Here is a 10637-nt window from a genome sequence, read left to right as displayed (position 1 = left end):
TGCAATTTTCCGTAGTAATGTAACGCTGAGAAAACACTAGCACGGTGATTTAGTAATTACCAGTAAAAACAAAGGTGACTATTATTTACTTTTAATGCCGCTAACTATAATATTGGGATCGAATAACGGAACAAGCGGTGAGGAGAAGATATGAGTAAGAAGCCTCGTTATGTTGTCATGATCAAGGGAGGCAAAACCCTTTATCGTGGAAATAGTCGCTTACTTGCCTGGACGATATGGCTGGTTAACCGCCGTCATAAAGCGATAGCCTACGATTGTGGAATTTGGGTTGTTGAGCCTGCTTACTGGATTAGCATTCAAAGCAAGCGTGACTGTCACGATTAAGTTTGATTGGGGTTAATATGTTTGGAGTCATTTTTAACGCAACCTGCGGCTTGATATTCATGGTTTTAAGCCTGTCTGCTGGAGCTGGACTCGTTTTTCATAGTGATGGGTATACGCAGCCGCAGTTATGGAATATGGCGGGTTTAAGCATCGCTTGCGCCCTTGCCTGGGTGTGGGCTTTTAGAAATGTTGGTGAAAGCTGGTGCATCCATAAAAGTCGCAGAGAAAGCTAATGGAAATCTTAATCGTCTTGATCATCGTGGGCCTTCCCGCTGCCTATATGATATGGGATCGCTATTTCCGCGTTTTCCCGCTGTCGTATTTCGGCATAGAGAACGTGCAGCGGATCGCTAAATGGGAAAGCGACGAATGGCGAGAGCGAGTCTTTTCACGCGGAGGCATGACAAGCCGTGAGTGGATTAGCGTTAACACCCGCCAACTGGAGGCTATCAAAGCCGAGCTGCGCCGCCGTCAATAAGGCGGCTTGTGTCTTTTAAGTATACCCTTCTGTCACCCTCTGAATCCTTCCCCTCGCGCCTTAATGGCATAACTCTAATGACATAGGTTATAGTGACATAACCCTAATGACATAAGAGGCGGTCATGTACATATTTGGATACCTCCGGGCTTCTGCGCACGATCAGGATGCGTCACGCGCCCAGCAGAGGCTTAAAGCCTTTGCGCTTGAGCATAATCACCGGGTAGCCGGATGGTACGTTGAGAATGCGTCTGGCGCGTCCCTGCAACGCCCTGAGCTTATGCGCCTGCTAAGTGATGCTGAGAAGGGCGATCTTATCCTGATTGAGCAGGTAGACCGCCTTTCACGCCTGGATGATGAAGGCTGGCAGCAGCTGAAGCGAATGATGCAGGAAAAGAACCTGGCGATTATCAGTCTGGACCTGCCAACCAGCTACGCGGCGTTAATGCCCCACGGTAGCGATGAATTTACACGGAGTATGCTGACGGCCATCAATAGCATGATGCTTGATATGCTCGCGGCCATCGCCCGAAAAGACTATACAGATCGCCGCCGTCGCCAGCAGGAAGGCGTAAAGAAAGCCAAACAGAAGGGGGTTTATCGTGGCCGGATGCCCGACCAGAATAAGCATGACCTGATCCGTTCTTTGCGGCACCAGGGGAAATCTATCAGCGAGACGGCCAGACTCGCTGGCGTATCGGAACGGACGGTTACGCGGGTGAGCAAAAGTTAATTCTGGCTATCGACCTTTTTACCAGGAACGCCGTGTTTGACCAGCAAATCCTCTATAGCTTCATCGAGCAGGCGGCTTTTAGGTATCCGCGTTTTGGCCGCTAGCGCGTCAAACAATGGGACAAGTTGATTATCAAGGGACGAGGTGAAGCGTCGGCGATTTTTTAAATAGGGTTCGGCCATTACATCCGTTTCCACACAGTTACAGGTGCAAGCAGTGTATGTGGCTGTCAGATAGATTAAAGTGGTTGCAGATAGTGCCTATATAGTGCAAATATTCACCCTGAATACAGCACCAGGGCACTTACAAAAATAAAATATGCACGATTCAAGCTCATTTAAGTCGCCTTCATGGCGACTTTTTTATGCTCTTTAACAATATGATTATTGTGATAAACATGGATTGTGCAGCTCAATATCCATGTCTGGAGGAAGCGCTTCCGGGGCAAGCCCGGAAGCCTTGCTTATTAGCGGTGGGAGTAAAGACGCCAGGCTACACTGCCGGAACTGCCATCACAGATACGGCCAGCGAACACCGATCCCTGAGAGTATTTGACGCCGTTCAGGTAGCAGTAGCTGCTGTTCTGCGTTTGTTCTGAGCGAAAAGCTGACTCCTGCTGACTCAAGCGATGCTCGGCAGACTGGAGGCGAACGGAAAGCGCGTTGATTTGCTTCTGCTGATCGCTGATTCGATTTGAGAGTGCTACCGCGTCGTTCTGAGTGGCGCACCCGGAGAGCAGGGCGGCGGCAATGATAGCTGGGATTAGTTTCTTCATGTGTTACTCCTGAAATGAACGTCCGTATCGCTGAATAATCAGCTCCAGTGTGTTTTTGTTTTCTGAAATAGTGGTCATAGGGCAAGTGCTTAGAAATACTTTACGAGCAGCAGCTGTCGCGTCGGGGTTGTAGTAGGGGGTGTAAATTCGTATCTCAAAGAAGCTCTGGCGGCCCATTACACAGTCAGGCCCTGATGTTGCCTCGTTACCTTGTAACTTTCCGGCCATACAGGTGAACGCGAGACACGGATCACCCTTAGTATTTCCCTCCGCAAAGGCGCTGGCGCTACTGAAGATGCAGTACATCAATAATATTTTTGCAACGGTTCTTAGCTTACTCATACGTTCCCTCTTATCCATTTGATACAGCTTGTTGAAATCACATTGATAACCAACAGCAATCCCATTAGGAACAACAGGTTATAAAACTCTGGCGCTCCCAAACGGCCCATAAACCACTCGACAAGAAACAGCACGATTGATAGTGTGGCGATCAACTTCAATAGCTTTCTTGACGCAGCGCTTACAAAAAACAAACAAATACAGCAACATGACTTAGAGTAGGTAAAGAGGTTGTTTTTGAGGGACAGGGCAATCTTTTTGAACCACAGCAGTACCCCCCTTTTAGGCATTTTGTCTTTTTGGTTTCTTTCGCCTTTCAGCCTCTTAAACTCAATTACATTGCCCATCGTTCACTCCCTTTCTCGAATCTTCAGATCGTCCAAATCCACACCTTTTTCCAGCAGCTCAACTAACCATTTAGGACGACGGCCAACGCCAGTCCACGTATTAGCCGGGTTAGCCGGGTCACGGTATCGAGGGGATTTGGTATCCCGATCCACCACTGCACCAGGCAGCTTCATTTCATCCAGAAGATACCCATCACTCAATCGTTCCTGTAACCAGACAGGGCGCTTTCCGTACCCGCTCCAGGTGTTAAATGGATTCTCCGGGTCACGGTATACAGGCGTCCCTTTTGGTCGCTTCTCCGACTGCAAAGGAACAAGCATAGGTTTCTTCCCTTTAACGTCTTTTTCTCTTGACACGATTCTATTGGCCCTTATGATAAATAAAAGTCGTCAAAATTACAATTACACGGACATACAAAAATGAAAAAATCATGGTGCTTGATAGCGGTATGTATCTCCGGCCTTTCTTTTCAGGGGGGCGCTCACGCGGCTTCTGCCTCGGATACGATCGCCAGCCTTGCTGCCCGATGCGCACCAGACGTTTCACCGCTGACAATGGCCTATATCGTCGGCCATGAATCCGGGAACAACCCGTATTTTATTAACGTTAACCGTGGCGCAAACCTGAAACGCCAACCGCAAACCGAAGCTGAAGCGGTAGAAGTTGCCAACCGGCTAATCAAAAACCTCAAGAAAGATGAAAGCATCGATATGGGGCTTGCGATGATTAATTCTAACAATTTGAGTTCGTTAGGTATCACGGTTGAGCAGGTATTTAAACCCTGCATCAATCTCCGCGCCAGTCAGACCATTTTAAAAGACTGTTATAGTACGGCCCTGAAATCCAACCCGCCCGGCCAGATAGCATTAAGACACGCGCTGTCCTGCTACAACACCGGGTCGCAAGTGCGGGGGATTTCAAACGGGTATGTCACGAAAGTAATTAACGTGGCTAAACAGTCTGATTTAAAGATCCCTACGTTGCTACCTGATGGGCAGAACGAGGAAGCGGAGAGCCAGCCTGTGAGTGCGAAGGGCGCAACCTTTGAGGGTGAGCACGATGCGTTTACGGGTGAAAGTGATAGTGGTGGTGATGTGTTTTCGCAGGATAACACTGACGCGTTTCTGACCAAAGCAGAGCAAAAAGGGAGTGAGGTTATGAATGACAAAAATCTATCTCCTGTTGCAGTCTCAAATAATTGATTTATGCGAAGCCGGAAAAATACAGGAGGTTGTAATTGAAAGGATTTCACTAAAGCAGTGGTATCCCATATTTGACGTAAAGGATGAAAATTTGGGTGAGGTTCGTTGCTCCATTCGGTTGAATAAAGATCACGAACTTCGCACATGGGCAGACCTGAGACTCCTGACGGAGTTTCTTCTGGATAAGTGCAATGTCGGCGAGTGCCGATTGATATTGAAATCAACAAAGGAAAGGTAGAGGTATATATGGTTACTTTTTTCAAAAATAACGGGTTTGCGCTGCTGGTTGCGCTGTTATGTATCGCAGCGCCAGAACTGGCCCTCGCAGCTGGCGGGGCAGACACCGGGGCCAGTACAGGTAACAACATCAAGTCATGGCTGGATACCTGGATTCCTATCGCCTGTACTATCGGCGTGATCGTGTCGTTCCTCGTTTGGCTGTTCCATCTTATTTCCGCTGGTTTTATGTTCCGTCTCGCAATCGCAATGGTTGGCATTGGCTCCGCATCATATCTGGTATCCCTGACTGGTATCGGCAGCTGATTAATGGGGGGGAGTACATCCCCCATTAAGTGAGGTTTTATGTTTGAAAATGGACAACGGCCATTATTTAAAGGTGCAACACGCGTCCCCCGGCTTGCTGGCGTTCCGCGTACTGTGGCGCTGGTTATCTTCATGATCTCGGCCACGCTGTTTATGACGTTACATTTATGGTCACTCCTTGTATTTGCGGTTCTGTGGTCAATTGCAGCAGCGCTAACTAAATACGACGACCGTATGTTTCGCATCCTTTCATTATGGCTACAGACTAAGTTTCGTAATGCACACGACACGCCATTTAAACAATGGAGTGGTTCAAGTTATTCCCCTGTGGATTACAAGAAAAAGGAGCTGAAATAAATGGTGGCATTGCTTAAACCTAAAACGTTCAGAGACGAGCCGAGCGTTAATGAAAAGTATTTGCAGCATAGCCAGCACCTTGATGATTATATTATCTCGATGCGTAATGGCGATCTGCTTGCATTCTTTAAAGTCGATGGCCGGACACATGACTGTGCCTCTGACCGTGAGCTGATTACATGGAACGATGATCTTAATACGTTGATTAAATCCTTCGGGACTGACCACGTAGAGGTCTGGTCACACGAGTATCATCACCAGTCTAAAGAGTATCCTGACTCTGAGTTTACTCAATTCTTCCCACGCTACCTGGATGAATACAACCGCCGCCTGCAAACGGGGTCTAACCAGATGGTTAATGACCTGTACCTGACGGTGCTTTATCGCCAGATAGGCGATAAGACGCAGAAGTTCCTGGCTAAGTTTGAGCGACCGTCAGCTGACGAGTTGGCTCAAATGCAGGCTGAAGCCTTCACCGGAATGGAAGAAGTCTGTGAGCAGATCATGGAGGGGATGAAGGGCTATGGCATCAAGCGCCTGGGTATTTATTACCGGGATAAAAACGGTGAGGAAATAGCGCTAACTGACGCTGAAGAAAAACAGTCGCTGCTTGAAGTAGACGAAGCAGATATTTTCGACGAACCGGTAATGCTCAACGTCGCTGATACCGTCCCGCCGACTGCTCACGCTTATTCTAAAGCGCTGGAGTTTCTTTATTTTCTGGTAAATCTGGAATGGTCCATTGTTCCTGTTTGCCGTGACCGTATCGGTTCTTACATCATGGAAAACCGTGTTGTCAGTTCTGTATGGGGGGATATTGTTCAGGTCAGAACGCTGGACAGCAATTTTTATACTACAGCTATCGAAATCCGTGATTACGAAAAAAACACGGAACCGGGTCAGTTTAATTTGCTGAAAGAAGCTGATTTTGAATATCTGCTGACTCAAACATTTTCTTGCATATCCGAGGCTTCAGCTAAAACGCTTCTGGAGCGCCAGGAGAAGTCCATGATGGAAACTGGCGACAGAAGCCAGTCCCAGCTTGAACAGTTGAATACAGCGCTGGATATGCTGCTTTCTAAAGAAATTGTGATGGGCTATCACCATGCCACTATTCACGTTTTCGATACCGATCAGCGAGCAGTGCAGCGCAAGGCCCGTAAAGCTAAAGTCATGCTAAGTCAGTGTGGCTTCGTGGGGGGCGGCGTAGGGCTGGCCTCTGAAGCGGCTTACTTTGCGAAGATTCCGGGTAATCAGAAATGGGCGCCACGCCCGACGCCGATTAACTCATGGAATTTCTTCCATTTCTCCCCGTACCATAATTTTATGCGCGGCAAACCGGACAATAATCCGTGGGGTCCGGCTGTGACGATGTTCCGCACCGCGAACGGTACACCGCTGTATTTTAACTTCCACGTCACCCCACTGGAAGAACACTCAATCGGAAAGCGCCCGCTGGGGCATATGTTGCTTACAGGTACGTCTGGTGAAGGTAAAACTACGCTGCTGGATTTCCTGTTATGCCAGTGCATGAAGTTTAATCCGCGTATGTTCTGCTATGACCGTGACCGGGGAATGGAGCCGTTTATTCGCAGTGTCGGCGGCTACTATAAAGTTTTACAGCAGGGCGTAAAAACTAACTTCTCACCGCTCAAACAGAAAGGCACACCGCGTAATATTGCGACCACTAAAAATATTATGCGTGTCTGTGCTGAAATTACAAATAACGGCCCATTAGATAAAGATATGGGGATGGAACTCAATAAGGCTGTGGATGCTGTCATGGGCGAACACTCTTTAATCCCTGTTGAGGCCAGAGATATTACCCGACTGAAAGGGTACATCACGCACCCATATCTCAAAGACCTGATTAATGACTGGACGAATGACGGCCAATACGGCTGGCTTTTTGATAATGGTGAAGATGCGTTAGATCTCGATGCTCATGATATTTTCGGCTTCGACCTGACGGAGTTTATTGCTGCGGAAGGTGAGATTCCCAGCCCGGCCAGAACGCCATTGTTAATGTACTTGCTTTATCGTATTCGTAATTCAATTGACGGAAAGCGCCGTGTTATTCAGTGTTTCGATGAATTTCATGCTTATCTTGACGATCCTGTTTTAAAGCTGGAAATAAAGCGTGGCATTAAAACAGACCGTAAGAAAGATGCGATTTATTTGTTTTCCACGCAAGAGCCAAATGACGCGCTCGCAAGCAGCATTGGTAAAACGGTGATGTCGCAAACGCCATCAAAAATCTGCCTGCGCGATCCTGATGCCAGCCGTAAGGACTACTCCTTCCTGACCGATGCGGAGTTTGAAGTAATGTCCAAAATCCCTGAGCACTCGCGCCAGTTTTTGGTTAAGCAAGGGTCACAGTCAGCGCTCGCTACATTCAACCTGAATATCAACGGTAGTAATACGCCTGAACGGGATGAAATCGAGAAGAACAACATTATCAGCATCCTTTCCGGTGAGCCGCAAAATGCCGAGTTGGCCGAGGAATTGATAGGTAAATATGGTCCAGAACCCGAAAACTGGATCGAAGAATATTGGCGTCTTTGCCGTCATTAATTAGAGGATGATGTTATGAAAGCGAAGTTAATTGCTATTGCACTGGCTGGGCTGTTAGGTGCGGGAACCATTGGTACGGCTTCTGCTATAGAGGGTACTGGTGTTGTGGTCTACGATCCGACTGGCGTGGCTAAAATGCTTGACCAAATAGAACAGTTAAAGCAACAACTGGCAACCCAAAAGTCGACTTATAATAGTCTGACAAAAACTACTGATATTGGGAAGTTGTTGGGTTCGTCTACAAGTGCCCTCGCTAAAAATCTTCCTGACGACTGGAAGAAAGTTTATAGCGATGCCATGAACTCATCATCGTCCGTAACTGGTGATGTTCAAAGTATGGTTGGTGACTTTAATTCGGAAGTTGATGATATGAATCCTTCTGATGCAATTAAAGCTCTAAATAAAAAGTTGGCCGAGAAAGGAGCATATGACCGTGTTATAGCTGAAAAGGCATATAACAATCAGATGCAGGAATTAAGTGATATGCAAGCACTAACCGAGCAGATTTCCACAACTAAAGATGTAAAGGAAGTTGCTGATCTTCAGGCTCGCATTCAAACCGCGCAAGGCGCAATTCAGGGCGAGCAAGCGAAACTGAAGCTCATGAGTATGCTTCAGGAATCACAAGATAAGTTGTATGAAGCTCAAAGAGAACGCGCCGTAGGTAATTTTATTTATGGTTCTGATGGTGGTCATAACCCCGCTCCGTTGAAATAAGGTGATTATATGAAAACGACTTTAAAAGTAGCTTTAGTTTTTATCGGTGTTTCCGCTCTCGCTGGTTGTAAGCCTGAGCATGACAAAGATTGGTATAAGTCGCATGAGACAGAGCGAAAACAAATGCTTGTTGAATGCAAAAAGAACGCTGAATCCTTGCAGGATGCTGATTGTAAAAATGCAAGAGACGCAGAGACTGAACTTTTTGTTCATGGGAAAGATAACTCTCATAGCGTGCCGAAGTTAAACTAAATTTCAGGGTGTAGTTATGGCATTTAATACTGTTCAGCAGATATTTGACATAATTGATGATCTGATAAATATGATGGTTGATACCAACGTAACAACCATCATTGCAACCGTCACACCAACGGTTGCAATATTTTTGACCATCAAGTTTATGGCTCAAGGTGCATATTCCGCTCTTAGCCCCGGAGGGGGCGGGGAGGCGCTTGGGGATTTAATTACACAATATATGAAAGCGGCTGTTGTTTTGAGTTTTGCAACGGCTGGCGGGTTATATCAAACCGACCTTGTGCATTTGGCTTTAACCCTGCCTGATAATTTTGCTTCAATATTGGTGACTCAAAATAAAACCTCAAGCACAGGGATGGCAGCCATTATTGATACTGGGGTAGACCAGTCTATAACGGCAATACAAACAGCGTTCGAAGGGGCTGGCATTAGCGCTAACGGCATAATGAGCGCAGTAATCGGACTCATTCTAATAGCAGCGACCGTAGTTCTTTGTGGGTTGGGTTCTGCCTTTGTAATTATGGCTAAAGTGCTACTGGCTATAAGCCTGTGTTTAGGTCCAATAGCTATATTCTGTCTCCTGTGGAATCCAACAAAAGGCATATTTGCTAAGTGGATGGGGACCGTTATTAATTACAGCTTGGTCATAGTTCTTTTGGCTCTCGTATTTGGGTTGTTAATGAGCCTCTTTACAAAAATGATTTCCGGTCTTAACGGCAGCGAAGGCTTTGATGCCTTATCAACGGCTATTGGACTGGTCATTCTCACCATTGTTTCCGTCTATGTGTTGTTCCAGGTTCCAGCGGTAGCGTCGAATTTCGGTAGCGGTGTTTCTGCTGATATAGCTTCTGCGGCCCGCCATGCGGGCCACTCGATGAATACGATGGGTAATGTTGCCTCTAATGGGATTTTTGGTGGAGCGAAGCCTTCAGCAAGACCTTCAGCAGCTGGCGGCGGCGGTGGACAAAGCGCCAGCAGTAGCGGCAATGCAGGGGCTGGCGGTTCAGGTCTGACAGGAAAGGCGCGTGGTAGCCGGGGAAAAGCAGCATAAATAAACAAAAGTCGTTGAAATTGCAATTTCACGGATATAAGATAATAGAACGCAATGGACAAATGAGGTCGAAACTATGCGCGCAATCGTACTTTTAGGGGTGTTGTTGTTAGGGGCATGTTCCAGCAGTTTCAAGCCACCGCCGGAGCCGGACTGGAGCCACACCGTGCCAGTCAATAAAACGCTTCCAGTAGATACACAGGGATAAGGTGGTTGTTATGAGAGAGAAAAAGAAAGGGCTGACCAAAGAGGCCATCAAAGAGTTCAACGAAAGCCGTAAAGGGCTGGAAGTGGACGTTATGAACGAAGTGTTATCTTCACGCCGCACGGCGTGGATAGTCGCCGCGGTCGCATCCGTTGTAGCGGTTGTGGCAATCGGTAATGCTACCTTTGTGAATTACCGCTACAGCCAGCCAATACCGCCGTTCCTGTTGACGCTGAACCCCAGCAATCACGAGGTATCACAGGTTAAGCTGACGCGTGACGATGCCACCTATGGCGACGAAATTGATAAGTATTTCCTGACTCAATACGTTATCCACCGAGAATCCTACGATTTTTATTCCCTGCAAGTGGACTATGACGCCGTAGGTTTAATGTCCACGCCGAACGTGGCGGAAGCCTACCTTTCCCGGTTCAAGGGTAAGCAAGGGATTGATAAGGTCCTGGGTGACAGCGAGACAACGCGAGTAAGCATCAACTCAACCATTCTCGATAGAGAGCATGGCGTGGCGACCATTCGCTTTACGACCGTTCGCCGCTCTCGTAGCAATAACTTTGACGATCCACCGAAGCGCTGGATTGCCATCCTGGGCTACGAGTACAAATCGCTGGCTATGAACGCCTCGCAGCGCTACATCAACCCGCTCGGCTTCCGCGTCACCAGTTACCGCGTTAACCCTGAGTCGAACTGAGGA

General features: G+C 47.5%; 17 protein-coding genes. 12 read left to right on the top strand and 5 right to left on the bottom strand.

Annotated elements, in window-relative coordinates; translation table 11 throughout:
* Window positions 1-150 precede the first annotated feature (150 nt).
* The 3 genes from IB222_RS26540 (at window position 151) to IB222_RS26530 (ending at window position 1556) form a co-directional block, all read left to right on the top strand.
* Window positions 151-345: a hypothetical protein gene (locus IB222_RS26540; protein WP_071790232.1), complete on the top strand. Its 195-nt coding sequence runs from the start codon at window positions 151-153 to the stop codon at window positions 343-345.
* A 232-nt stretch (window positions 346-577) separates the two neighbouring features.
* Window positions 578-823: a hypothetical protein gene (locus IB222_RS26535; RefSeq protein ID WP_149385105.1), complete on the top strand. Its 246-nt coding sequence runs from the start codon at window positions 578-580 to the stop codon at window positions 821-823.
* A gap of 124 nt (window positions 824-947) precedes the next feature.
* Window positions 948-1556 (top strand): recombinase family protein, encoded by a 609-nt coding sequence (locus IB222_RS26530; protein ID WP_000275218.1) that lies wholly within the window; start codon window positions 948-950, stop codon window positions 1554-1556.
* On the opposite strand, the gene IB222_RS26525 is transcribed toward IB222_RS26530, so the two are convergent.
* The 5 genes from IB222_RS26525 to IB222_RS26505 all read right to left on the bottom strand — a co-directional run bounded on the left by IB222_RS26525 (window position 1553) and on the right by IB222_RS26505 (window position 3341).
* Window positions 1553-1738: a ribbon-helix-helix domain-containing protein gene (locus IB222_RS26525; RefSeq protein ID WP_024562121.1), complete on the bottom strand. Its 186-nt coding sequence runs from the start codon at window positions 1736-1738 to the stop codon at window positions 1553-1555. The genes IB222_RS26530 and IB222_RS26525 overlap by 4 nt on opposite strands.
* Window positions 1739-2022: 284 nt before the next feature.
* On the bottom strand, window positions 2023-2331 hold the full coding sequence (locus IB222_RS26520) for a hypothetical protein (protein ID WP_000733764.1): 309 nt from the start codon (window positions 2329-2331) through the stop codon (window positions 2023-2025).
* 3 nt (window positions 2332-2334) lie between these two features.
* Window positions 2335-2673 carry a hypothetical protein gene (locus IB222_RS26515; protein ID WP_032493175.1) on the bottom strand — a complete coding sequence of 113 codons (339 nt, stop codon included), beginning with the start codon at window positions 2671-2673 and terminating at the stop codon, window positions 2335-2337.
* Window positions 2670-3020: a hypothetical protein gene (locus IB222_RS26510; RefSeq protein ID WP_149385104.1), complete on the bottom strand. Its 351-nt coding sequence runs from the start codon at window positions 3018-3020 to the stop codon at window positions 2670-2672. Before IB222_RS26510 ends, IB222_RS26515 begins: the two co-directional genes overlap by 4 nt.
* Before the next feature lie 3 nt (window positions 3021-3023).
* Entirely contained in the window at window positions 3024-3341 is a 318-nt protein-coding gene (locus IB222_RS26505) for an H-NS family nucleoid-associated regulatory protein (RefSeq protein WP_000960955.1), read from the bottom strand.
* 99 nt (window positions 3342-3440) lie between these two features.
* Here IB222_RS26505 and IB222_RS26500 point away from each other — a divergent pair, with 99 nt between their 5' ends.
* From IB222_RS26500 to IB222_RS26460, 9 genes are all read left to right on the top strand, one after another.
* Window positions 3441-4223 carry a lytic transglycosylase domain-containing protein gene (locus tag IB222_RS26500; protein WP_024562119.1) on the top strand — a complete coding sequence of 261 codons (783 nt, stop codon included), beginning with the start codon at window positions 3441-3443 and terminating at the stop codon, window positions 4221-4223.
* Between the two features lie 246 nt (window positions 4224-4469).
* On the top strand, window positions 4470-4766 hold the full coding sequence (locus tag IB222_RS26495) for a TrbC/VirB2 family protein (protein ID WP_015060075.1): 297 nt from the start codon (window positions 4470-4472) through the stop codon (window positions 4764-4766).
* Window positions 4767-4805: 39 nt separating this feature from the next.
* Complete coding sequence (locus IB222_RS26490; protein WP_000462629.1) at window positions 4806-5123, top strand: VirB3 family type IV secretion system protein; 318 nt, start codon at window positions 4806-4808, stop codon at window positions 5121-5123.
* Window positions 5124-7697: a VirB4 family type IV secretion/conjugal transfer ATPase gene (locus tag IB222_RS26485; protein WP_103682312.1), complete on the top strand. Its 2574-nt coding sequence runs from the start codon at window positions 5124-5126 to the stop codon at window positions 7695-7697.
* 15 nt (window positions 7698-7712) lie between these two features.
* Window positions 7713-8414, top strand: coding sequence for a type IV secretion system protein (locus IB222_RS26480; RefSeq protein ID WP_103682311.1), 702 nt, complete (start codon window positions 7713-7715; stop codon window positions 8412-8414).
* 9 nt (window positions 8415-8423) lie between these two features.
* Window positions 8424-8666: an EexN family lipoprotein gene (locus tag IB222_RS26475; RefSeq protein WP_000858958.1), complete on the top strand. Its 243-nt coding sequence runs from the start codon at window positions 8424-8426 to the stop codon at window positions 8664-8666.
* Between the two features lie 16 nt (window positions 8667-8682).
* The gene (locus IB222_RS26470; protein ID WP_079917022.1) at window positions 8683-9720 is read left to right on the top strand and encodes a type IV secretion system protein; all 1038 of its coding nucleotides are present in this window, start codon (window positions 8683-8685) and stop codon (window positions 9718-9720) included.
* A gap of 76 nt (window positions 9721-9796) precedes the next feature.
* Window positions 9797-9928 (top strand): hypothetical protein, encoded by a 132-nt coding sequence (locus tag IB222_RS26465; protein WP_032493177.1) that lies wholly within the window; start codon window positions 9797-9799, stop codon window positions 9926-9928.
* A 10-nt stretch (window positions 9929-9938) separates the two neighbouring features.
* Window positions 9939-10634, top strand: a complete 696-nt coding sequence (locus IB222_RS26460) for a type IV secretion system protein (protein ID WP_001208352.1) — start codon at window positions 9939-9941, stop codon at window positions 10632-10634.
* Window positions 10635-10637 lie beyond the last annotated feature (3 nt).

Origin of the sequence: Citrobacter sp. C13 (genome assembly GCF_014596815.2) — a bacterium.
Classification (GTDB): domain Bacteria; phylum Pseudomonadota; class Gammaproteobacteria; order Enterobacterales; family Enterobacteriaceae; genus Citrobacter; species Citrobacter portucalensis.
Note: the sequence above shows the minus strand (reverse complement) of the source record. Positions and strands in the feature narration are given on the sequence as shown.

Excerpts from the sequence above, each read along its gene's own strand:
- IB222_RS26515 (WP_032493175.1), bottom strand. The coding sequence starts at position 2,673 with ATGAGTAAGCTAAGAACCGTTGCAAAAATATTATTGATGTACTGCATC.
- IB222_RS26490 (WP_000462629.1), top strand. The coding sequence starts at position 4,806 with ATGTTTGAAAATGGACAACGGCCATTATTTAAAGGTGCAACACGCGTC.
- IB222_RS26495 (WP_015060075.1), top strand. The coding sequence starts at position 4,470 with ATGGTTACTTTTTTCAAAAATAACGGGTTTGCGCTGCTGGTTGCGCTG.
- IB222_RS26535 (WP_149385105.1), top strand. The coding sequence starts at position 578 with ATGGAAATCTTAATCGTCTTGATCATCGTGGGCCTTCCCGCTGCCTAT.
- IB222_RS26505 (WP_000960955.1), bottom strand. The coding sequence starts at position 3,341 with ATGCTTGTTCCTTTGCAGTCGGAGAAGCGACCAAAAGGGACGCCTGTA.
- IB222_RS26470 (WP_079917022.1), top strand. The coding sequence starts at position 8,683 with ATGGCATTTAATACTGTTCAGCAGATATTTGACATAATTGATGATCTG.
- IB222_RS26510 (WP_149385104.1), bottom strand. The coding sequence starts at position 3,020 with ATGGGCAATGTAATTGAGTTTAAGAGGCTGAAAGGCGAAAGAAACCAA.
- IB222_RS26485 (WP_103682312.1), top strand. The coding sequence starts at position 5,124 with ATGGTGGCATTGCTTAAACCTAAAACGTTCAGAGACGAGCCGAGCGTT.
- IB222_RS26480 (WP_103682311.1), top strand. The coding sequence starts at position 7,713 with ATGAAAGCGAAGTTAATTGCTATTGCACTGGCTGGGCTGTTAGGTGCG.
- IB222_RS26460 (WP_001208352.1), top strand. The coding sequence starts at position 9,939 with ATGAGAGAGAAAAAGAAAGGGCTGACCAAAGAGGCCATCAAAGAGTTC.
- IB222_RS26530 (WP_000275218.1), top strand. The coding sequence starts at position 948 with ATGTACATATTTGGATACCTCCGGGCTTCTGCGCACGATCAGGATGCG.
- IB222_RS26500 (WP_024562119.1), top strand. The coding sequence starts at position 3,441 with ATGAAAAAATCATGGTGCTTGATAGCGGTATGTATCTCCGGCCTTTCT.
- IB222_RS26475 (WP_000858958.1), top strand. The coding sequence starts at position 8,424 with ATGAAAACGACTTTAAAAGTAGCTTTAGTTTTTATCGGTGTTTCCGCT.
- IB222_RS26540 (WP_071790232.1), top strand. The coding sequence starts at position 151 with ATGAGTAAGAAGCCTCGTTATGTTGTCATGATCAAGGGAGGCAAAACC.
- IB222_RS26525 (WP_024562121.1), bottom strand. The coding sequence starts at position 1,738 with ATGGCCGAACCCTATTTAAAAAATCGCCGACGCTTCACCTCGTCCCTT.
- IB222_RS26520 (WP_000733764.1), bottom strand. The coding sequence starts at position 2,331 with ATGAAGAAACTAATCCCAGCTATCATTGCCGCCGCCCTGCTCTCCGGG.
- IB222_RS26465 (WP_032493177.1), top strand. The coding sequence starts at position 9,797 with ATGCGCGCAATCGTACTTTTAGGGGTGTTGTTGTTAGGGGCATGTTCC.